Origin of the sequence: Pseudoxanthobacter sp. M-2 (assembly GCF_046156265.1) — a bacterium.
In the GTDB taxonomy this organism is placed as follows: Bacteria; Pseudomonadota; Alphaproteobacteria; order Rhizobiales; family Segnochrobactraceae; genus CAMDHY01.
This window is the reverse complement of record NZ_JAWDIR010000001.1, coordinates 127,898-149,179: the sequence shown is the minus strand read 5'-3', so window position 1 is coordinate 149,179 and position 21,282 is coordinate 127,898. Positions and strand designations below refer to the sequence as shown.

Here is a 21,282-nt window from a genome sequence, read left to right as displayed (position 1 = left end):
CCGCCCGCTTTGGGCGCACCTACTTCGTCAACAGGTCGTGGCTACCGTCCCAGCCGGCCGGCAGCGGCTGGCCGATCCGCTCGGCGATGCGCTCCCGATAGATCGCCGCGACGCCGGCGAGCCGGCCGTCGGCCATCGCCTCGGCTTCGTCCAGCAGGTACGCGGCCGCCGCGAAGTCGCCGCTCGCGTAGGCGGCGAGCATCGCGTCGGTCGCCGCCCGCAGCGCCTGGAAGGCAGGGTCCGCGAGTGTCGCGGCGTCGCCCCACAGCGCATAGAGCCGCACCGCCGCGGTCTTGCCCTTCACTCGCACGCGGTCGACCTTGAGGAAGGCGTGGCGAGGCGCGGCGGTGGCGACGCTCTCGCCGACCAGCACCGGCACGCCGTAGGCCTTGGTCTGGCCCTCGAGGCGCGAGGCGACGTTCACGCAGTCGCCGATCACCGAATAGTCGAAGCGCCGCTCCGAGCCGAGGTTGCCGACGCAGCAGTCGCCGCCGTTGAGGCCGATGCCGATGGCGACGTCGCGGTTCGGGCCAGGCACCTTGCCGGCACGGCGGTCCGCGTTGAACTGGTCGATGGCGACCAGCATCGCGAGCGCGGAATCGCAGGCGTGGGCGGCGTGGTCGGGGTCGTCGAGGGGCGCGTTCCAGAACGCCATGATGGCGTCGCCCATGTACTTGTCGATTGTGCCGCGGCGCTCGAGGATGACGTCGGTGAGCGGCGTCAGAAAGGCGTTCATGAAGCGCGTCAACGTGTGGGCGTCCATGCCCTCCGAGATCGTCGTGAACGAGCGCATGTCGCAGAACAGGATGGTCATCGGCCGGATCTCGCCGCCGAGCTTCAGCCGTTCCGGATTGCGCGACAGTTCCTCGACGAAGGCCGGGGCGAGATAGCGCCCGAAGGCGTTGCGGATGCGCCGTCGCTCCACCTCCTCGCGCAGCGACACGAGGCCGATCGAGGCGGCCAGCGCGAGGCCGGCGCCGACCACCGGAAACGAGGCGTCGACCAGCATCTGCGAGCGGTTGAAGAGGAACCAGCTCGTGGCGGCGAGCCCGATCAGCACCGCGAGGCCAGTTGCGAGCGCGACGCGGACCGAGGCGAGCAGGGCGGCGGCGAGCGCCACGGTCAGTGTAGCGACGACGAAGGCGAGGAGCTCGGCACCCGCCGCCCAGTCGGGCCGCGTCAGGGCGCCGCCGGCGATCATCTGCTCGATCGCCTGGGCGTGGACCTCGACGCCGGGAACGGCGGATTCGAGCGGCGTGGCGCGCAGGTCGAACAGGCCGGGCGCGCTGGTGCCGATCAGCACGATGCGCCCCTCGAGCGCGCCCGCCGGCATGGTGCCGTCGAGCACCTGCCACGCCGGCACGTAGCGCTCCGGCGTCGAAGGCGTGAAGTGGATGCGCATCTCGCCGTTCGATTCCGTCGGCACGGTGATGTCGCCGATGCGGACGGCGTTGAGGCCGGTGAAGGCGCCCCACGCCGTCTCTCCGCTGGCGTTGGAGGCGCGCAGCAGCATCGTCGAGGCGCCCTGGGCGACGCGCAGGGCTTCGGCCGACAGGCTCGGGAAGAAGCCGTCGCCGACGACGAAGACGAGCGGCACCGTGCGCACCACCTGGTCGATGTCGGGCAGCCAGTTGGTCGAGCCGACGCCGTGCGAAGCCTCGAGCAGGATCGGCAGGGGCGCCACCACGGTGGAGAAGGTCGGCAGCGCCGGCCGCGGGTCGTCGCCTGAAACCGCGAAGCCGGATTTCGGGCGCACCTGCGGGCCGTCGCCGTGCACGAGGATCGCGCCGGTAACGGAGTTGGAGGCGGCCAGCGCACCGGCGAGCACGGCGTCGTTGGGCTCGCCGAGCTCGATGGCGCGCTCCAGCGCGCGGCGCGCCGGCGTGTCGGGCAGGGACGCGACGATCTGCTCGGGCGATGAGCGGTCGGGCTCGGCCATCACCAGGTCGATCGCGATCGCCGCGGCGCCGGCCGCCGCGGTCGCCTCGACCAGCGCCGCCAGCCGGTCGCGGGGCCACGGCCACTGGCCGAAGCGGGCGAGCGAGGCGTCGTCGATGTCGACGATGCGGACCGGCAACTCGGCGTCGTAGGCGCGCGGGCGCAGGCGCTGGAACTCGTCGAAGACGAGGTTGCGCAGCCCGATCAGCGGCACCGGGTCGGCGAGGCGCAGCACGGTGCCGCCAGCGGCGATGAGGCCGGCCGTGAGCGCCACGGCGACGGCGGTGCGCAGGCGGATCGTGTGGCGAAGCACCGCGTCGACCCCCGAGGCACTCAGAAGCGGGCGATCACCCGGCCCGTGACGACGTTGTTCGAGAAGGTGCGGCCGGGCGCGTTGGAGAGCTGGCGCTGGTAGGTGTAGTCGACCTTGAAGTCGGTCGCGAAGGTGATGAGGTTGGTGAAGGTGAGCGAGGCGCCGGGGGCGAAGTGGGTGTCCTCGCGATCCGAGCGCCCCGGCGCGGCGGAAGCCGAGAACCAGCGCTCGTAGAGCCCGACGTGGGCCCCGGCGACCAGCCAGTCGACGACCTGCACGTTGTAATCGACGCGGGCGCCGAGCTCGATGTAGTTGCCCGGCTCGAACTGGGTGGGCACGACGTTGAGCGACGTGCCGTCGACGCCGCTCCAGCGCAACCGCGGGCGGATGGCGAGGAGGTCGCGGTCGGCGATCAGGCCGGCGGTGGCGAAGTGGCCGGAGAGGTCGATCACCGGGCCGCTGTCGGAGGCCCACCGATCGCCGTAGCCGCGCCAGACGCCGCGCAGCTCGACCGCCTGCATGGCGCCTGCGAAGCGGCCCTCGAAGGTCAGGCTGGCGCCGGCCTCGCCATAGAGGAAGCTCTGGTCGAGCCATTCCAGCGCGCCGACGACGGCCGGGCGGATGGTGTAGCCGCTGTCGCCGACCGGCAGCACCGGGCCGACGCTCGCCGCCACGCCGGCGTTGTTTACGGTCTCGGCGTCCGGATACCAGATGCCGTAGCCCTGCACGTCGGTGCGCCAGCGCAGGTCGCCGAGGCGGCGCTCGTCGCGGAGCCGCGCGGCGGCGAAGACGGAGGCGCTGTCCTCGTAGAAGCGCGGCTGCGACTGCTCGGTCGGGTTGCTCTCGTAACCGACGCCGGCCTCCATCACGACCGTGGTCGAGGCTGGCTCGAGCAGCCGGCGGATGCGCCACAGGCCTTCCGAGGCTTCCGCCTGGGCGGGATCGAGCAGCAGCACGCGCTCGTAGGTGGTCAGCGCCTTGCGCAGCTCGCCGCGCGCCTCGGCGGCGCGGGCGTAGGCGAGGTTCGCCTCGACATCGCGCGGGTTCGTCAGGATGCGGGCGTAGAGGATGTCGAGCTCGTCGGCCGCGGCCGGCGACGGGAGTGCGACCAGGCCCGCGGACGCAAGGCAAACGACCGCGAACGCGATCCGGATGATCGCGGAGGCGCCCGTCCCGCCGCCGTCGTCCAGCATGCTCTTTACGCCCTGTCGCCGTCGCTCGAGCAACTACTCCCGGATGCACGGTGGGCGATCGGGGCGCCCCCGTCAATTCGACGAAACCGTGATCTCCATCACATCGACATCCGCGGCGTTCGATGATGATGTTTTCGTCACAGTTCGGAGCGCTCTTCTGCAGGGGTCGGGCGAACCGATGGCGGTGACCCCGATCCGCGCGCCGGCCATTGCGCCAGGCGCGCGGATCGGTGATTTTTCGGCTGACGGTGCCGCAGCCACAGGCGCGCGGCGGACCATGGGCGGCCACCATGCAGCACCACACCATCACGGCGACGGCGATCCGGGGCACACGGGCGATGATGCTCGCCGCCGTGATGGCGGCCTCGTTCACCGCGGGCGCGGCGGCGGAGGGCATCGGCATCGCCGCGGTGGTGGTGCGCGATGTCACCGGCTCGGCCGGCGGCGCGCCGCGGGTACTCAACGTCGGCACCGACATCTTCCAGGACGAGACGATCTCGACCGCGCGGGAATCGAACGCGCAGCTGCTCTTCCTCGACCAGACCAGCCTGACGATCGGCCCGTCCTCCGACGTGGTGCTCGACCGCTTCGTCTTCGACGGCAACCGCCGCGCCAGCGACTTCGCGGTGCAGGCGACCCGCGGCGCGCTGCGCTTCGTCTCGGGCTCGTCGAAGTCGGAATCCTACAAGGTGCGCACTCCGGTCGCGACCATCGGCGTGCGCGGCACCATCGTCGACGTGTTCGTGCGGCCCGGCGAGGCGATCGTCATCCTCGAGGAGGGGGCGTCGGACGTCTGTATCGAGGGTGCCGGCTGCACCGGCCTCGTCCAGCCAGGCACCTATCTGGTCGTCCGCTCCGGCGGTCGGGTGGAGGGGCCCCGCGCCTGGGACGGCTCGATCCGCTCGGTGATCGGTCCGGTGTCGTTCCCGCTCTATGGCTGGCATCTCGACCTCGACCGCCGCCGCGAGTTCGTCGACACCGACCAGCCGAGCAACCTCGTCGACCAGCTGGATTCGTTGCCGAACGACGATTTCTGCAATTGCGGCTACGACGACCACGGCCGCGGCAAGGGTCGCAAATAGGCGGCGCTGCCGCCTTCGGGTCGCAGGTAGCCGTTCCCCCCGCATTCGGTCGGTGAACCCGGCGAACTGGTCGGCGCCGGCGCTTGCCGTCTCCGCCGCAGCGTGAAGACTGGGGCGCTATCGGCGCGCCGCCCGCCAGAGGCCCCCAGAGGTCTGTCGCGGCGCGCCTGTCCGAGGAGACGCCGCCATGCAGACCCCGAGGCCCTACCGGCCGGCGAGCGAGGATGATCCCCGCTCCGACTATGCCGGTTACAAGTCAACAGCGCTGCGCGCGCCGAAGCGGCCGCTGGTTCCCATTCCCCAGACGCTGTCGGAGATCACCGGGCCGGTCTACGGCCACGAGATGATCCGCCCGACCGACCACGACCTCACCCGCCAGCACGAGGGCGAGGCGATCGGTGAGCGCATCATCGTCGCCGGCCGCGTGCTCGACGAGGACGGCCGGCCGGTGCCGAACACGCTGGTCGAGATCTGGCAGGCGAACGCGGCGGGCCGTTATGTCCACGCCCTCGACCAGCACCCGGCGCCGCTCGACCCGAACTTCTCCGGCGCCGGCCGGGTGGTGACGGACGAGGAGGGGCGCTACCGCTTCCTGTCGGTAAAGCCCGGCCCCTATCCCTGGCGCAATCATCACAACGCCTGGCGGCCGGCGCACATCCACTTCTCACTGTTCGGCCCGTCGTTCCTGACGCGGCTCGTGACGCAGATGTATTTCCCGGGCGACCCGTTCTTCCCCTACGACCCGATCTTCCAGTCGGTGACGGACGAAAAGGCGCAACAGCGGATGATCTCGCGCTTCGACATCGACCTGACGGAACCCGAGTGGGCGACCGGCTACGTCTTCGACATAGTGCTGCGCGGCCGTACGGCGACGCCGATGGAGGACCACGCCTGATGGCCCGCCTCGTCACGCCCTCCCAGACCGTCGGCCCGTTCTTCCACTATGCCCTCGTGCCCTTCGACCGCGCGGGCATCGTCGCCGGCGACGGCGTGCCGGGCGAGCGCATCGTCATCGAGGGCCGCGTGCTCGACGGCGCCGGCCAGCCGGTGCCGGACGCGATGATCGAGACCTGGCAGGCGGACGCGAGCGGCCGCTACGACCACCCCGAGGACGACCGCGCCGACGAGATGGGCACCCCCGGCTTCAAGGGCGCCGCGCGGGTGCCGACGGACAAGGACGGCTCCTTCCGCATCGTCACCATCAAGCCGGGGCGGGTGCCGGGGCGCGGCAACGCCCTGCAGGCGCCGCACATCATGGTCTCCGTGCTCGGCCGCGGGCTGCTGAAGCGGCTGGCGACTCGGCTCTACTTCTCCGACGAGCCGGCAGCGAACGACGAGGACGCCATCCTCGCGCTGGTGCCGGAGGACCGACGGGGCACGCTGGTCGCCCGTGCCGACAGCGAGGGGCCGGACGGCCGCGTCTACCGCTTCGACATCCACCTGCAGGGCGACGACGAGACGGTGTTCTTCGACGTGTGACGGACGCGATCGGCAGCGGGGCAGGTGGCGCCGAACGCCGGGCGCGGCTTGACGACGGGCCCGCTTGGCCGGATTTCTAGTCTCCATGGGACGGACGCCGATTCGCGCGCCGCTGCTCGCCGCTCTGGCGGCGCTTCTGGCCGCGCCGCTCGCAGGCCCTGTCGCGACCGCGGCGGTGCCGCTGCCGCCGGTGCGCCCACCGCCGAGCTGGATCGGACCCGGGCCCGGTACCGCTGCGCCTGCCACGCCAGCGCCGCCTGCTGCCGCCGCTCCCTCCGAAGATGGCCCCGCTCAGGCGGCGGCTCCGGCCCGCGCGGCGCCGTCGGCCGACGCCGCGGATGCGCTGCCTGCGGCGCCTGCCGCCCCGTCGACCGGTGGCCGCCCCCGTTTCACCATCCCCGTCACCGCCAGCGCGCCGGCCAAGGAGCTCTTCGGCAATGTCGGCGTCCCCGCGCCGCTCGCCGCCCGCGCCATCGGCTTCTACTCGCGCGGCTGCCTCGCCGGGGCGAAGGCGCTGCCGGTCGACGGCAAGACCTGGCAGGTGATGCGGCTGTCGCGCAACCGCAACTGGGGCCATCCGGCCCTGATCGCCTATCTCGAGAAGCTCGCCGCCGCCGCCCCCGGGCTCGGCTGGCGCGGCCTTCTCGTCGGCGACCTCGCGCAGCCGCGCGGCGGGCCGATGCTGACCGGCCACGCCAGCCACCAGATCGGCCTCGACGCCGACATCTGGCTGACGCCGATGCCGAACCGCACGCTGTCGACGAAGGAGCGCGAGGATCTCAGCGCCCAGTCGATGCTGAAGGAGAACGGCGTCGAGGTCGACCCGAAGCTGTGGACGGCGGCGCACGCCCGCCTCATCCGCCGCGCCGCTTTGGACCGGGAGGTCGAGCGCATCTTCGTGCATCCGGCGATCAAGCAGGCGCTCTGTACCAGTGCCGGATCCGACCGGGCGTGGCTGTCGAAGGTGCGGCCCTACTGGGGCCACCACTACCACTTCCACGTCCGCCTCGACTGCCCGCCCGGCAGCGAGGGCTGCCGCCCGCAGGACCCGCCCGGCTCCGGCGACGGTTGCGGCTCCGAGGTGAAGGAGTGGCTCGCCAAGGTCCGCCCCCGCCCGCAGCCGGCGACCCCGGCGAAGCCGGCCAAGCCGAAACCGCCGCTGCCCCTGTCGGCGCTGCCGGCGGAATGCCGGACGGTTCTGCTGGCAGAGTGAGGGGGCGCCCCCCGCCGCCTTGACCCCCGCCGCCCTGCCGCATAACTGTCGCGACCCTTCGCCGGGGGCGGCTTTCCTTCGCCGGGAGCGCCTTGGCGTCCCGCCGGGAGACCCGCATGGCCGCCGCAGCACTCGCATCCGACACGCCCGCCCCCCAAGATCGCGACCCCAAGGCTCTCGACCCGATGAACCCCGCCCGCTCGTTCCAGGGGTTGATCCTGACGCTGCAGCGGTTCTGGGCGGAGCGGGGCTGCGCGGTGCTGCAGCCCTATGACATGGAGGTCGGCGCCGGCACCTTCCATCCGGCGACGACGCTGCGCTCGCTCGGGCCGCGGCCGTGGAAGGCCGCCTACGTGCAGCCCTCGCGACGGCCGAAGGACGGTCGCTACGGCGAGAACCCCAACCGCCTCCAGCACTACTACCAGTTCCAGGTGATCCTGAAGCCGTCGCCGGCGGACCTGCAGGACCTCTATCTCCAGAGCCTCGCCGCCATCGGCATCGACCCGTTGTTGCACGACGTCCGCTTCGTCGAGGACGACTGGGAGAGCCCGACGCTCGGCGCCTGGGGGCTCGGGTGGGAGTGCTGGTGCGACGGCATGGAGGTGTCGCAGTTCACCTACTTCCAGCAGGTCGCCGGCTTCGAGTGCGCGCCCGTTTCCGGCGAGCTCACCTACGGCCTCGAGCGCCTCGCCATGTACGTGCAGGGCGTCGAGAACGTCTACGACCTCAACTTCAACGGCCGCGAGGGGGCTGAGAAGATCAGCTACGGTGACGTCTTCCTGCAGGCCGAGCAGGAGTTCTCCCGCTACAATTTCGAGCACGCCGACACCGAGGCGCTGCTGAAGCACTTCCAGGACGCCGAGGCCGAGTGCGGCCGCCTCGTCGAGGCCGGCTGGAGCGGCGAGGGTGCCTCGCGCCGCCACCTGCTGGCGCTGCCGGCCTACGACCAGTGCATCAAGGCCTCGCACCTGTTCAACCTGCTCGACGCCCGCGGCGTCATCTCGGTGACGGAGCGGCAGAGCTACATCCTGCGCGTCCGCACGCTGGCGCGCGCCTGCGGCGAGGCCTGGCTGGCGACGGAGGCCGGCGGAGGGGTGGCGTGATGGCGCTGACGATCCGAGATCCCGAAGCCGAGCGACTGGCCCGCGAGATCGCGGCGATGACTGGCGAGACGGTGCCCCAGGTCGTCCTCACGGCCTTGCGCGAACGCGCGGCGAGACTCCAGGCCCGGGATGAGGCGTTGCTGACGGAGGTCCTGGCGATCGGGGAGCACTGCGCGTCGCTTCCCGTCCTCGACGAGCGCTCCAGTGACGCCATCCTCGGATACGGAGCGAACGGGCTGCCCGGTTGAGGCTCGGCGCGACGCCGCCGGTTCGGATAGCTGCCCCCTCACTCCCCCTCGAACACCACCTTGTTCCGGCCCGTCCGCTTCGCCGTGTAGAGCGCGGCGTCGGCGCGCTGCAGGAGGGTGTCGACGGTGGCGTCGCCCGGCCGCATCACGGTGCCGCCGATGCTGATGCGGACGTCGACGCTCTCGGCCTCGACCTGCACCGGGGTGGCGGCGACGGCCGCGCGCAGGCGCTCGGCGGCGGCCGTCGCCTCGTCCCGCTCGACATTCGCCAAGAGCACCGCGAACTCCTCGCCGCCGAGGCGTGCCGGCAGGTCGCCGGCCTTCAGTACGGCGCGGCAGCGGCCGGCCACCGCCCGCAGCACGGCGTCGCCGACGGCGTGGCCGAAGCGGTCGTTGACCGACTTGAAGTGGTCGATGTCGAGCATCAGCACGGCGTGCGACGCCGCGCCGACCTCCGCGCCGGCGAGCGTCGCCTCGCTGATTTCCAGGAAGCGGCGACGGTTGGCGAGGCCCGTGAGCGCGTCGGTCTGGGCGAGGGCCCGCAGCGCCTCGGCCTGCTGAACCTCGGCCGTCACGTCGTTGAAGAGCCAGATGCGGCCCTTGCGGCCGTCTCCGAGGACGGGGTGGGTGTCGACCTCCATCCGCCGCTCGCCGAGCGCCCAGACGGTGGTGACGGCATAGTCGACCTTCGCCTGCAGCGGCCCGTAGAGCGCCGTGAGTTCCGCGTGGTTGTCGGCGCCTTCCCGCAAGGCCCGCATCCGGCCAGCCACCTCGCCGACCGGCACCTCGCCGGCCGTCATGTCGAGCAGGGCGGCGGCGCGATCGTTGACGAGCGCCGTCGTGCCGTCGCCCTCCAGGATGACGACGGCGGAGGCGACGCTGTCGAACAGGTCGCGGAAACGGTCGCTCGTCAGCCTGCGTCGGCGCAGGGCGCGGCGGGCGGCCATGACGTGGGCGAACGCCGTGCCGAGCAGTGTCACGCTGCCCTCCACCTCGCTGCGGAATGGGCAGACGCACTTGCGGCCGGCGTTGGTGGCGAACAGCAGCAGCACGCCGCTCTGCGGCGCCTCCGCCACCGGGGCCGGGAAGAACAGCGCCGTGTCGGCGGGCCGCCCGAGGGCGGCGAGGAGGGCGCTCGGCAGGCGCAGGCCCTCGACCGGCTGCGGCCCCGTCGTCCAGTCGGCGCCGTCGAGGCGGGCGCCGGCGAGGCGGAAGGGCTGCGGCAGCGGTCCGGGATCGGACGACAGCGGCACGGCGACGCCGTCCGCCGCCTCGAAGGCGACGGCGAGGTCGGCGCCGGCGGTCAGCCGGGCGAAGCGGGTGAGGGCGTCGAGGCCGTCGGTGTCATCGGCGTCGACGTTCGCCGAGGGAAGGCTCCAGGAACTGGGCTTCGAATCCATGCCGTCGCTCCGGTTCACGCAAGACGCTGTTCGAGCGCGCGTACCACTTCGTCCGGGGCGGTCATGTGCGGAAGGTGGCCGACGGCATCGACGATATCGAGGCTGGCGCCGTCGATATGCCCCCGCAGCCACTCGGCGACCTCCGTCGGCACCGCGACGTCGCTGCGGGTCTGGATGAGGTTCGTCGGCCGGTCGAGGCGGCTCGCGACCTGGCGCATGTCCGACTGGAAGATCGTCCTGGACACCGCGAGCGCCACGTCCGGGCGCATCTGGAAGAGGGTGCGCGAGAACTCGTGCACGGCGGCCCGGTCGCTGACGCCGACGACGACGGGGGCGAAACCGGCGCCCCAGGCCTGGAAGTTCGCCGCCATCGCGTCGTGCAGTTCGTCGAGGTCCTGCTGCTCGAAGCCGCCGGTGTAGCCGGGCTCGTTGAGGTAGCGCGGCGAGGCGCCGATCATCACGAGCCGGCGGAACGCCTCGGGCCGCGTCACCGCGGCGGCGGCGCCGATCATGCCGCTGACGGAATGGCCGACATAGACGCAGCGCTCGATCCCGAGCTCGTCGAAGATCTCGAGCAGGTCGTCGGCGAAGCCGTAGAGGGAGTTGTGGCGGCGCGGGTCGTAGCCCGCATAGCCATCGGGACCCGAGCCGGCGAGATCGAAGGAGACGACGCGGTAGCGCGCCTCGAACCACGGCCGCAGCGCATCCCAGGCGCTCTGGTCGGTGCCGAAACCGTGCGACAGCACGGCGATCTCCCTGCCTTCGCCGGTGACGCGGCCATGCAGGAGCTCGAATCGAGCGCGGTCGGCGGAGCGCATCGCGCCTCCGTTGTTGTGTCCCCGAGCCTCTGCACCGGGCGCGATCCTAGTGGCTCGCGATGGCATCTCAAGGGCTGTCGGAACACGATTGGGCAAGCCCAATGTGCCATTGGTCCCAGGGTTCTGCGGGGCGGCGGTGGGCCGCGACCGGCGGCGGCCTTGAAACCGACCGCCGCCATCGCCTATGCCGACGCGGGGACACGGGCCGGCGGTTGCTCTACAAGAGCGGCGCCTTTGCCTCTTGTCATGGCCGGCTCCGCTCGTGTCGAGCGGCGTCGCGTCCGCCCTCCACACGCGTCGACCGGTGCCATGCCCGAACTCCTGCTCGAACTGTTCTCCGAAGAAATCCCGGCGCGCATGCAGCGGCGGGCGGCGGCCGACCTGAAGGCGCTGGTGACCGACGGCCTGGTCGCCGCCGGCCTCGCCTACGAGAACGCCGTCGCCTACGCCACGCCGCGGCGGCTCGCCCTACGCGTCACCGGCGTGCCGGTGCGCTCGAAGGACGTCGAGGAGGAGCGCAAGGGGCCGCGCGTCGGCGCGCCCGAGCAGGCCGTCGCCGGCTTCCTGAAGGCGGCGGGGCTCACCTCGCTCGACCAGGCCGAGATCGTCACGGACGCCAAGAAGGGCGAGTTCTACGTCGCCCGCACGAAGAAGGCCGGCCGCGAGGCGACGGATGTGCTGGCCGAGATCGTGCCGTCGGTGGTGCGCGCCTTCCCGTGGCCGAAGTCGATGCGCTGGGGCGACGCCTCGGCCGAGGCCGGCGCGCTGCGCTGGGTCCGGCCGCTGCACTCGATCCTCTGCACCTTCGGGCCGGAGACCGAGGAGCCGGACGTGGTGATCGTCGAGGTGCCCGGCGTCGCCTCCGGCAACACCACGTACGGCCACCGCTTCCACGCGCCGGCGGCGATCACCGTGCGCCGCTTCGACGACTATGTGACGAAGCTCGACAAGGCGCACGTCGTGCTCGACGCCGACCGCCGCAAGGACATCATCCTGCACGACGCCCGCGACCGCGCCTTCGCGCTGGGGCTCGAGCTCGTCGAGGACGAGGGGCTGCTGGAAGAGGTCGCCGGCCTCGTCGAGTGGCCGGTGGTGCTGGTCGGCTCCTTCGACAAGGCGTTCCTTCAGATCCCCGACGCGGTGATCCGCTCGACCATCCGGGCGAACCAGAAGTGCTTCGTGCTGCGCGATCCGGCGACCGGCCGGCTCGCCGAGCGCTTCGTGCTGACGGCCAACATCGAGGCGAAGGACGGCGGCAAGGCGATCGTCGCCGGCAACGAGCGCGTCGTGCGGGCGCGCCTGTCGGACGCCCGCTTCTTCTACGAGACGGACCTGAAGCTGCCGCTCGAGACGCGGCTCGAAAAGCTCAAGTCCGTCACCTTCCACGAGAAGCTCGGCACGCAGTTCGAGCGCGTCGAGCGCATCGCCCGGTTGGCGCGGGAGCTCGCGCCCTTGGTCGGTGCCGATCCCGACAAGGCGGAGCGCGCCGCCCGGCTCGCCAAGGCGGACCTCGCGACCGAGATGGTCGGCGAGTTCCCCGAGTTGCAGGGCCACATGGGCCGGCATTATGCCGAGAAGCAGGGCGAGGACCCGCAAGTCGCCGCGGCGATCGAGGAGCACTACAAGCCCCAGGGGCCGTCCGACTCCGTGCCGACAGCGCCGGTCTCGGTGGCGGTGGCGCTCGCCGACAAGCTCGACATGCTCGTCGGCTTCTGGGCGATCGACGAGAAGCCGACGGGGAGTAGGGATCCCTATGCTCTGCGACGCGCGGGACTCGGATGGGACAATCTCTTAGTCACGAATGACCTCAGTGTCGATTTGTTTTCATTGATCAGGCTTTCGATTTTCACCTATATCTCTGGTTCATTTCGGCCGATCGATGGATATTCTGGTGTTGCTGACTACTATGATCAGTCGCGCGGTGAGCATCCCGCGGACTGGTGGCAACCGCCTTTGAAAACTCTGCTGAATTTCGACGGCCTTCTTGACGCGCACGGCGAAGCTGCGAGCGCGGCGCAGATGGGCAACCCCGATCTGGATGAATCGGACCCAGACGATGTTCTGGAAGGCAAACGTAGATCAGTTTCTCTTCAGTTAATTCGCGCGCGACTCGAATGGCTTGATGGGATTCGTGCATACTATTTCTTTGGGGCGATATCCGAGAATGGCGCGGAATATATAAAGCTTCCAAGCCCGCCAGAAAGCGATAATGAACTGAATACTCTGGTGCGCTATATTTATCGTCAGCTACTCGCCTTCCTCGCTGACCGCTTGAAGGTCCAGATCCGCGAGCAGGGGGCGCGGCATGACCTCGTGGACGCTGTGTTCGCCCTCGGCGAGTGGCGCCTCGCGATCGAGGGAGGGCGGGACGCAACAATTCGCTTCCCGGACGGAGCCACCTCTTCAGCGTCAACTGCGATCGCTACAGTCAGCACCTCAACGGAAGTGCGGAAACCCTCCCCCCGCGCGGGGGAAGGGGACGAATCCATCAGCGTCCCGCAAGGTGCGCCTTCGGCGTCGACCGCGATTGGTATGGCCTCCACCGCCCCCCGCCCGCAGGACGACCTCGTGCTCGTCGTCAAGCGGGTCGAGGCGCTCGGCAAATTCCTCGAGACTGAGGATGGCAAGAACCTGCTCGCGGGTACCCGCCGCGCCGCGAACATCCTGCGCATCGAGGAGAAGAAGGACGGCCGCGCCTTCGACGGCCCCGCCGATCCGGCCCGCCTCGTCGAGCCGGCGGAGAAGGCGCTGTTCGAGGCGATCGTCGCCGCCAAGGCGACGGCGGCCGACGCCGTGGCGCGCGAGGACTTCGCCGCGGCCATGGCCGCGCTCGCGAGCCTGCGCGCGCCGGTGGACACGTTCTTCGAAGGCATCCTCGTCAACGCCGACGACAGGTCGGTGCGCGAGAACCGGCTGACGCTGCTGAACGAGATCCGCGACGCGACGCTGACGGTGGCCGACTTCTCCAAGATCGCCGGCTGAGGCGGCGCAGAGGGCCGCGCGGCGACCGTCGCGCGACGGCACCCGGCCACGGGCGTCCGGCGGCGGCACCGCGCCGCCGCATCACCCGACATTGATTCGACTTTCGTCGAACCCCGCTCCGAAGTCGCGACCAGCGGATCATCCGCGGGAGTCGGGGGACTCGCATCATGAAGAAGCCTCTCGCCGAGTTCATCGGCACCTTCACGCTCGTGCTGTTCGGCTGTGGTGCGGCCGTCATCGCCGGCATGGGTACCGGGCCGACGTCGATCGACGTGCTCGGCATCGCGTTTGCCTTCGGCCTCGCCATCGTCGCGATGGCCTACGGCATCGGCCCGGTCTCGGGCTGCCACGTCAATCCGGCCGTCTCCTTCGGCGTCCTGCTCGCCGGGCGCATGTCGGTCGGCGACTTCGTCCAGTACGTCATCGCCCAGGTGCTCGGCGCCATCGCCGGCGCGGTGGTGCTCTACGTCATCCTGTCAGGAAAGGCGTCTGGCTGGAGCGGCGGGCTCGGCCAGAACGGCTGGGGCACGGGCTATCTCGGCGAGTACAACGTCGTCTCCGCCTTCATCTTCGAGGTGGTGGCGACCTTCCTGTTCCTCGTCTGCATCCTCGGCGTGACGCAGAAGTGCAACTCCCAGCACATCACCGGGCTCGCCGGCATCGCCATCGGCCTGACGCTCGTCGTCATCCACATCGTCGGCATCAACGTCACCGGCGTATCGGTCAACCCGGCCCGCTCGCTCGGCCCGGCGATCGTCGGCGTCGCCACCAACCCGACGGCGCTCGCGCAGATCTGGCTGTTCATCATCGCGCCGCTGATCGGCGCCGGCGTCGCCGGCATCCTGTTCGGCTCCGGCCTGCTGGAAGCCGACACCTGAGCAGCGGCGAGACCCGGGCGGCGGCGCGGTTCGCCGCCCGTCAATCCTTCAGTCGCGTCAGTCGAGCTTCGCCTCGATCAGCTTGGCGATGGCGAAGGCACGCTGCTCGTAGAGTACCGGCACCTCGCAGACATAGGTGAGCGAGCGCTCGCGCTCCTCGTAGATGCGCATGTCCCAGTTCAGCGCCACCTCCGCATCCTCGATGCGGTCGAGGGCCGGGTTGGAGCCGTCGCTGGAGCGCTTCAGCTCGGCGATCTTCAGGTGCTCGTCGCCGATCCTGGCGGCCAGCGCCTGCTGGCGCTTCGAATAGCGCTCGATGCCGGCGACGACCGAGGCGCGGTCACGGTCGATGATCTCGAAGGTGGCGGCGAACAGCATCGCCAGCCGCTGCCCCTTGTCGGCGCCCGCCGTGCTCGCGAAGGCGTCGATCAGCGGCGCGGCCTCCTCGACCGGCAGGCGGCGCGAGGCGAGCTTCGGGGCGAGGTCGCGGATCGCCGCGTCGGCCTGCCATTCGCCCTCGACGAGCGGCCCGCTCCACATCTGGCCGATCGACAGCCGCGCGACCTTGCGCTGGATGCACGGCCAGTCGCCGCCCGTTGCGGCGGCAACCGGCCGGGGATCGGCGATGAACGACGCCGCGACGAGGGCGGCGAGTGCCATCGCCGCCAGCCGACCGGACCGCCGGGGACGATCGCCGGAATGCGCGCTGTGCATGCTTCCTCCAGTGTTGTTCTCGTGGCGTCGCTGTTCGCTCGCCGTCAGCCCGCGCCGCCGCCACGCCGCATCATCATGCCGCGCGAGGGATCATAGGCGACGATGGCGATGGTGAGGAACAGCGCCGCCGTGCCCGCCACGACGGCGAAGGCGAAGGGGTTGAACTGCCCGTAGAGCGCGAAGCGGATGAGGTCGACGGCGTAGGTGAAGGGGTTGAAGCGGCAGATGTCGTAGAGGAGCACGCTGCCCTCGCGCACCCGCCACAGCGGATAGAGCGCCGAGGAGGCGAAGAACATCGGGAAGATGACGAAGTTCATCACGCCGGCGAAGTTCTCGAGCTGCTTGATCAGCGACGACAGCACGAGGCCGAGGGCGCCCAGCATCAGCCCCGACAGCACCAGCGCCGGCAGCACGGTGAGGTAGCCGATCCACGGCGGCCGGATCTCCCAGAACCAGGCGATCGCCAGGAAGGCATAGACCTGGAAGATCGAGACGACGACGCCGGCCGTCAGCTTCGACGACAAGAGATACCAGCGCGGGTAGGGGCTGACGAGCAGCGTGCGCATCGTGCCGGTCTCGCGGTCGTAGACCATCGACAGCGACGACTGCATGCCGTTGAACAGCTGGATCATCGCGACGAGGCCGGGCGTCACGTAGACCTCGTAGAGCACGTAGGTCTGGTAGGGCGGCTCGATCGACACGCCGAGCACGGCGCGGAAGCCGGCGGCGAAGATGAACAGCCAGACGAGCGGGCGCACCAGCGCCGACAGGAAGCGCTCCTTCTGGTGGACGAAGCGCAGCGCCTCGCGCCAGACGATGCCGCCGAGGCAGACGAGCCAGCCACCGATGCCGCGCCCACCGCCGGCCGGGACGAAGCCGCTCACGCCGCCGCCTCCCGTTCCGCCACGGGCCGCTCGCCGGTGAGCGCCACGAAGGCGTCGCGGATGGTTGCGACCCCGGCGCGGGCGACGATCGCCGCGGCCGAGTCCTCGGCGAGCACGACGCCCTTGTGGAGGACGACGACGCGGTCGTCCGGCTCCACCTCGTCCATCAGGTGCGTCGCCCACAAAACGCCGAGGCCGTCTTCGGCGACCAGCGTCCGCACCGCGGTGAGGATCGCCTGGCGGGCGCCGACGTCGAGGCCGACGGTCGCCTCGTCGAGGAGCAGCAGTTCCGGCCCGTGCAGCATGGCGCGGACGATCTCGACGCGGCGCAGCTGGCCGCCCGACAGCGTTCGGGCCCGGTCCTTCGCGCGGTCGGCGAGGCCGGTGCGCTCCAGCATCTGCATCGCCCGCGCCCGCGCCTGCCGGCCGCCGATGCCGTGCAGGGCGGCGTGGTAGACGAGGTTCTCCATCACCGTCAGGTCGGAATCGATCGCCCGGCTCTGGAAGACGACGCCGAGGCGGGCCAGCGCCGGCCGCGGCGTCCGGCGAACGTCGTAGCCGCAGACGCGGATCGACCCGGAGACGTTGCCGTAGAGGCGCGTCACCAGCGAGAACAGCGTCGTCTTGCCGGCGCCGTTGAGGCCGAGCAGCACGGTGAAGCGGCCGCGCGGCACCGTCAGCGACACGTCCGTCAGCGCCTTGCGGGCGCCGAAGGCGTGGCTCACTCCCTCGACGACGAGGGCGGGACTGTCGCTGGCCGATGCCGTCATGGCGCTAGGCTACCCGAAACATGCGTCCCGCGTCAGACGGCGGCGACGATCCTCAATCCGGCGAGACGACGACGCCCCACGGCAGGCCGCCGACGGGGATCGACTTCGTCACCTCCCAGGACGCCGTGTCGATCACCGAGACGTCGTTGGAGTTGCCGTTGGTCGAGAAGGCGAGCTTGCCGTCCGGCGTGAAGGCGAGCTGCCAGACGCGCTGGCCGACGAGCAGGTACTTCTCGACCTTCTTGGTGGGCACGTCGACGAGCGCGACGCGGTTCGAGGGTCCGAGCGCGACGAGGGCCTTCTTGCCGTCCTTGGCGACGCGCACGCCGACCGGCTGGATGGCGTCTTTGGCGACGCCGGGAATCTCGAACTCGATCTTCTCGGTGATCTGCTTGGTGTCCATGTCGATCACCGAGACGGTGCCGCCGATCTCGGCGCTCACCCACAGCTCCTTGCCGTCCGGGGTGAACTCGGCGAAGCGCGGGCGCGAATCGACCAGGACGTTCTCGACGATCTCGTGGGTGGCGGTGTCGATGATGTGCGCCATGTTGGTCGTTTCGGAGGTGTTGACGACGTACTTGCCGTCGGGGCTCACGCCCATGCCCTCCGGCTCGACCCCGACGGGGATCTCCGCCACCATCTTGCGGCTCTCGACGTCGACGACGGTGACGAGCGCGTCGTCCTCGTTGGCGATGTAGAGGTGCTTGCCGTCGGGGGCGAGCACGAACAGCTCCGGATCCGGGCCCGAGGGCAGGTCGTAGAGCAGCTCCATCGTCTTGGCGTCGTAGACCTGCACGGTGTCGTCGTCGCTGGTGCAGACGAAGAGGTGCTTGCCGTCGAGCGAGATGGTGATGCCGCGCGGCCGGTTGCCGACGTCGACCGTCTTGATCACCTCGAGGGTGGTCGAGTCGATCAGCGTGACGGTGTTGTCCTTCTCGTTCGAGACATAGACCGTGTAGGCACTGGCCGGGCCGGCCAGCATCGTCGCGGCGAGGAGGGCGGTGGCGGCATACGTCATGAGGCGTGTCGTCATCGGTGGTTTCCTCCCTGGAAGCATTTTCGGTCGGCCGTCGACGACGGACGATATGGTGTGGCCGAAACCCTGGCGGTCAGAGCTTGCAGGCGCTCTCGGGCTGGTCGTAGCCGAGGGTGTCGAGCTCGGTGACCTTGTGCAGGTAGCCTTCCTGCGGCGAGACGGTGACCGGCAGCTTCGGCGTGCCGAGGATGACCGGCTGGCGCAACTGGCCGTCCCACGGCCGGAAGGTCAGCGCCTGGCCCTTGAAGGCGGCGAGGTTGAAATCTGGTCCCTTGATGTAGTCACGGACCGGGGCGTACTCGACGGACTTGGTGCGGGTCGCGGCCTCGCCGATGGTGCGCACCGCCATCCACGCCTGGTAGTCGAGCGGCCGCATGGTGCGGTTGTTCTTCTTGACGAAGCGGTTCTGCAACTGCGTCGCGCCCCACTGCTCGTGGGCGGGATGCCAGCTGACCGGGACAAGGCCTGCCGAGCCGGTGACGAGGCTCGGCTCCCAGGTGCGGTAGGGCAGGTACTCGCCGAAGATCTCGCTCTCGTCGGCGACGACGATGACGTCGTGGTCCTCGGCGCGCTGGGTGAAGACCGGAATCTGCTTCTGCACCTGCACGTGGCCGGAATCGGTGCGACGCGAGCCGCCGGTGTCCTCGTAGACCCGCTCCTCGACGACCTTGGCGCCGAAGCGCGTCGCCGCCCGCTGCAGCGCCGCCGCCCAGAGCTGATCGTTCGGATGGCTGCCGCGGATCAGGAACCACTCGTCCCAGCGCTTCCACATCATGAACTGGGCGAGCGCGTCGGCGAGCATGGCGCGCGACGGCCCGAGGTGCAGCACGTTGGCGCGGCAGTCCTCGCCGCGCAGGCGGTCGTCCGGCGCGCCGGCATTGAGGATGAGGGCCTCGTCGCCGGCGGCATCGGCGAGCGCCAGCACGGTGTCGGCGGGTGCCAGCGTGACGATGAAGTGGACGTCCTCGGCCAGCAGGTCCTTCAGCGCCGTCACGGCGTCGCCGCCGACCGGCACCTCCACCTCGACGATGTCGAAGTGCTGCTTCATGAAGCGGCCGGTGGTGTTGTTGTCCTCGGCGGCGAGGCGGGCGCCGGAGAAACCGTCGTCGGCGGGCGGGATGTCGAGCAGCGACAGCGGCGTCGGCGCATCGACCGCCTGCTTGAGCACGGCGATCTTGACGTTGGCGACCTCGGCGGCAGGCTTGGCTGCCGCGGGAGGCGTGGCGGGTGCTGCATCCTGAGCGATCGCCGGCAGCGGCGCCGATGCCAGCGCCACCGCGACGAGGGCGGCGCCGATGCGGCTCGTCCCGGTCCGATGTGCCGCGGACCGGAACTTCTCCTGCCGGAATGACCGGTGCATGCTGTCCTACCTCCCGATTGAACTTTTCCCGACATCTAGCATGTATGGAACAGCGATCAAGTTTCGAAAGATATTAAGAAGCTAATAAGCGAGATTGTCTTTGCTTTTCAGAAATCATCTTTCTATGTGTCTTTGGCAAAAGTTCCCGACCAAAAGGAACGGGGCGCGGATGATGGAGGGTTCGCCGTGAGGGCGCAGAGGGTCGGAGCGGTACCGGCGACGAGGGCCGGCCCCATGCGGTCGACCGCGACGCGGGTGCGCCGCGCGGTCATCGCGATGGTCGCCGCCCTCACGCTCGCGACACCCGCGCTCGCTGCGCAGGACGCGGCAACGACGCCCACCAGGGTCGTCATCTTCCCGTTCGAGCTGGTCGACACCAGCCAGGAGGGCGAGATGGACGGCGCGCGGGCCGACCAGGAAGCGCGCCTCGACAGGCTGACCGCCGACCTCAAGGCGCAACTCGCCGCCTCCGGCCGCTACGAGATCATCGATCTGACCCCGGTCGAGGCTGACTATGCGCGCCTCGCGCCAATGCGCGGCTGCAACGGCTGCGACATCGACCTCGCCAAGGAGCTCGGCGCCACGCAAGGCATGGTCGGCATCGTGCAGAAGGTGTCGAACCTCATCCTCGACGTCGCCATCTATGTGCGCGATGTCGAGACCGGCCGCGTCGTCCAGGTCGCCAAGACCTCGATCCGCGGCAACACCGACGAATCCTGGCAGCGCGGCCTGCGCTTCCTCGTCGACAAGAGACTGCTCGCCGCCCCGCCCGGCGGCGCGCCGAACTGAAGCCGGGGCCGGCGGCGCGCCGGGGCCGGAGCACGAACAGGGAGGTTCGTCCGATGCTGCAAGCCTTCGCACGGTCGCTGTCGCGGCCCTTCTCCTTCCTGCGCGCGGCCGCGGTGGCCGTCGCGCTTCTCGCCGTCGCGGTCACCGCCGACCGCGCCGCCGCGGCCGACGCCATTCGCGTCGCGGTCTTGAAGTTCGGCACCGTCAACTGGCTGATGGACGTCATCAAGACGAACGGCCTCGACGCCAAGAACGGCTACGCGCTGGAGCTCGTCGAACTCGCCGGCCGTGATGCCACCACGGTGGCCCTGCAGGCGGGCGACGTCGACCTCATCACCGCCGACTGGTTCTGGGCGCTGCGCGCCCGCGGCGAGGGCGAGGACATGATGTTCGCGCCCTATTCGGCGGCGCTCGGCGCCGTCATCGTGCGCGGCGACAGCGACATCAAGGGCGTCAAGGATCTCGTCGGCAAGAAGATCGGCGTCGCCGGCGGCCCGCTCGACAAGAGCTGGCTGCTGCTGCGCGGCTACGGCGAGAAGGAGGCCGGCGTCGACCTCGCCTCGGCCGCCGAGCCGGTGTTCGGCGCGCCGCCGCTCCTCAACGAGCAGCTGAAGAATGGCAGCCTCGACGCGGTGCTGACCTACTGGCACTTCGCCGCCCGCCTGGAAGGCTCCGGCCTCAAGCAGATCATCGGCGTGCCGGAGATGATGGACGCGCTCGAGATCGAGCCGAACCCGCCGCTCGTCGGCTTCGTCTGGCGCTCCTCGCAGCTCGGCGATCGCGGCGCCGCCGTGGCCGGCTTCATGAAGTCGGTCGTCGAGGCGAACCGCCTGCTCGCCACCTCCGACGCCGAGTGGGACCGCCTGCGTCCGCTGATGCAGGTCGACAGCGACGCCGAGTTCGCGGCGCTGAAGACGCGCTACCGCGAGGGCATGGTGGAAGGCTGGTCCGCCGCCTATACCGGCTCCGCCGACAAGCTCTACCAGACGCTGGAGACGCTCGGCGGCGAGACGCTGGTCGGGCCGAAGTCGACGTTCGAGCCCTCGGTGTTCTGGATGCCGTCGTCCTGACGACGGATCCCG

The 21,282-nt window shown here is 70.4% G+C and carries 19 protein-coding genes; 10 read left to right on the top strand and 9 right to left on the bottom strand.

Going from position 1 to position 21,282, the window contains the following annotated elements:
• Nucleotides 1–19: 19 nt before the first annotated feature.
• Together RUR49_RS00720 and RUR49_RS00715 are read right to left on the bottom strand one after the other, a co-directional pair.
• Entirely contained in the window at nt 20–2,251 is a 2,232-nt protein-coding gene (locus tag RUR49_RS00720; protein ID WP_409144408.1) for a CHASE2 domain-containing protein, read from the bottom strand.
• A gap of 20 nt (nt 2,252–2,271) precedes the next feature.
• The gene (locus RUR49_RS00715) at nt 2,272–3,444 is read right to left on the bottom strand and encodes a tetratricopeptide repeat protein (protein ID WP_409144407.1); all 1,173 of its coding nucleotides are present in this window, start codon (nt 3,442–3,444) and stop codon (nt 2,272–2,274) included.
• A 290-nt stretch (nt 3,445–3,734) separates the two neighbouring features.
• On the opposite strand from RUR49_RS00715, the gene RUR49_RS00710 reads away from it, so the two are divergent.
• The 6 genes from RUR49_RS00710 (at nt 3,735) to RUR49_RS00685 (ending at nt 8,569) form a co-directional block, all read left to right on the top strand.
• The gene (locus RUR49_RS00710) at nt 3,735–4,526 is read left to right on the top strand and encodes a FecR domain-containing protein (RefSeq protein WP_409144406.1); all 792 of its coding nucleotides are present in this window, start codon (nt 3,735–3,737) and stop codon (nt 4,524–4,526) included.
• A gap of 187 nt (nt 4,527–4,713) precedes the next feature.
• A complete protein-coding gene (gene pcaH / locus RUR49_RS00705; protein WP_409144405.1) occupies nt 4,714–5,421 on the top strand; it encodes a protocatechuate 3,4-dioxygenase subunit beta in 708 nt (235 codons plus the stop codon).
• Nucleotides 5,421–6,005: a protocatechuate 3,4-dioxygenase subunit alpha gene (pcaG, locus tag RUR49_RS00700; RefSeq protein ID WP_409144404.1), complete on the top strand. Its 585-nt coding sequence runs from the start codon at nt 5,421–5,423 to the stop codon at nt 6,003–6,005. Before pcaH ends, pcaG begins: the two co-directional genes overlap by 1 nt.
• Nucleotides 6,006–6,090: 85 nt before the next feature.
• Nucleotides 6,091–7,218 (top strand): penicillin-insensitive murein endopeptidase, encoded by a 1,128-nt coding sequence (gene mepA, locus RUR49_RS00695; RefSeq protein WP_409144403.1) that lies wholly within the window; start codon nt 6,091–6,093, stop codon nt 7,216–7,218.
• Between the two features lie 185 nt (nt 7,219–7,403).
• On the top strand, nt 7,404–8,321 hold the full coding sequence (locus tag RUR49_RS00690; protein ID WP_409144462.1) for a glycine--tRNA ligase subunit alpha: 918 nt from the start codon (nt 7,404–7,406) through the stop codon (nt 8,319–8,321).
• Nucleotides 8,321–8,569 carry a type II toxin-antitoxin system VapB family antitoxin gene (locus tag RUR49_RS00685; RefSeq protein WP_409144402.1) on the top strand — a complete coding sequence of 83 codons (249 nt, stop codon included), beginning with the start codon at nt 8,321–8,323 and terminating at the stop codon, nt 8,567–8,569. Before RUR49_RS00690 ends, RUR49_RS00685 begins: the two co-directional genes overlap by 1 nt.
• A 38-nt stretch (nt 8,570–8,607) precedes the next feature.
• Here RUR49_RS00685 and RUR49_RS00680 read toward each other — a convergent pair whose 3' ends face one another.
• Together RUR49_RS00680 and RUR49_RS00675 are read right to left on the bottom strand one after the other, a co-directional pair.
• The gene (locus RUR49_RS00680; RefSeq protein ID WP_409144401.1) at nt 8,608–9,969 is read right to left on the bottom strand and encodes a GGDEF domain-containing protein; all 1,362 of its coding nucleotides are present in this window, start codon (nt 9,967–9,969) and stop codon (nt 8,608–8,610) included.
• Nucleotides 9,970–9,983: 14 nt separating this feature from the next.
• Nucleotides 9,984–10,787, bottom strand: a complete 804-nt coding sequence (locus tag RUR49_RS00675; protein WP_409144400.1) for an alpha/beta fold hydrolase — start codon at nt 10,785–10,787, stop codon at nt 9,984–9,986.
• A gap of 309 nt (nt 10,788–11,096) precedes the next feature.
• Between RUR49_RS00675 and glyS the strand changes: the two genes are divergently transcribed.
• Together glyS and RUR49_RS00665 are read left to right on the top strand one after the other, a co-directional pair.
• On the top strand, nt 11,097–13,769 hold the full coding sequence (glyS, locus tag RUR49_RS00670) for a glycine--tRNA ligase subunit beta (RefSeq protein ID WP_409144399.1): 2,673 nt from the start codon (nt 11,097–11,099) through the stop codon (nt 13,767–13,769).
• 167 nt (nt 13,770–13,936) lie between these two features.
• A complete protein-coding gene (locus tag RUR49_RS00665; RefSeq protein ID WP_409144398.1) occupies nt 13,937–14,647 on the top strand; it encodes an aquaporin in 711 nt (236 codons plus the stop codon).
• A 57-nt stretch (nt 14,648–14,704) separates the two neighbouring features.
• Here RUR49_RS00665 and RUR49_RS00660 read toward each other — a convergent pair whose 3' ends face one another.
• The 5 genes from RUR49_RS00660 to RUR49_RS00640 form a co-directional block, all read right to left on the bottom strand.
• Nucleotides 14,705–15,361: a hypothetical protein gene (locus RUR49_RS00660; protein WP_409144397.1), complete on the bottom strand. Its 657-nt coding sequence runs from the start codon at nt 15,359–15,361 to the stop codon at nt 14,705–14,707.
• A gap of 44 nt (nt 15,362–15,405) precedes the next feature.
• Complete coding sequence (locus RUR49_RS00655) at nt 15,406–16,245, bottom strand: ABC transporter permease (protein WP_409144396.1); 840 nt, start codon at nt 16,243–16,245, stop codon at nt 15,406–15,408.
• On the bottom strand, nt 16,242–17,015 hold the full coding sequence (locus RUR49_RS00650; protein WP_409144395.1) for an ABC transporter ATP-binding protein: 774 nt from the start codon (nt 17,013–17,015) through the stop codon (nt 16,242–16,244). Before RUR49_RS00650 ends, RUR49_RS00655 begins: the two co-directional genes overlap by 4 nt.
• Nucleotides 17,016–17,067: 52 nt before the next feature.
• Nucleotides 17,068–18,048 (bottom strand): YVTN family beta-propeller repeat protein, encoded by a 981-nt coding sequence (locus RUR49_RS00645; RefSeq protein WP_409144394.1) that lies wholly within the window; start codon nt 18,046–18,048, stop codon nt 17,068–17,070.
• A 76-nt stretch (nt 18,049–18,124) separates the two neighbouring features.
• Complete coding sequence (locus tag RUR49_RS00640; protein ID WP_409144461.1) at nt 18,125–19,348, bottom strand: ABC transporter substrate-binding protein; 1,224 nt, start codon at nt 19,346–19,348, stop codon at nt 18,125–18,127.
• Between the two features lie 297 nt (nt 19,349–19,645).
• Here RUR49_RS00640 and RUR49_RS00635 point away from each other — a divergent pair, with 297 nt between their 5' ends.
• Together RUR49_RS00635 and RUR49_RS00630 are read left to right on the top strand one after the other, a co-directional pair.
• Nucleotides 19,646–20,200, top strand: a complete 555-nt coding sequence (locus tag RUR49_RS00635) for a DUF3280 domain-containing protein (RefSeq protein WP_409144393.1) — start codon at nt 19,646–19,648, stop codon at nt 20,198–20,200.
• A 53-nt stretch (nt 20,201–20,253) separates the two neighbouring features.
• The gene (locus RUR49_RS00630; RefSeq protein ID WP_409144392.1) at nt 20,254–21,270 is read left to right on the top strand and encodes an ABC transporter substrate-binding protein; all 1,017 of its coding nucleotides are present in this window, start codon (nt 20,254–20,256) and stop codon (nt 21,268–21,270) included.
• The last annotated feature ends 12 nt before the right edge of the window (nt 21,271–21,282 follow it).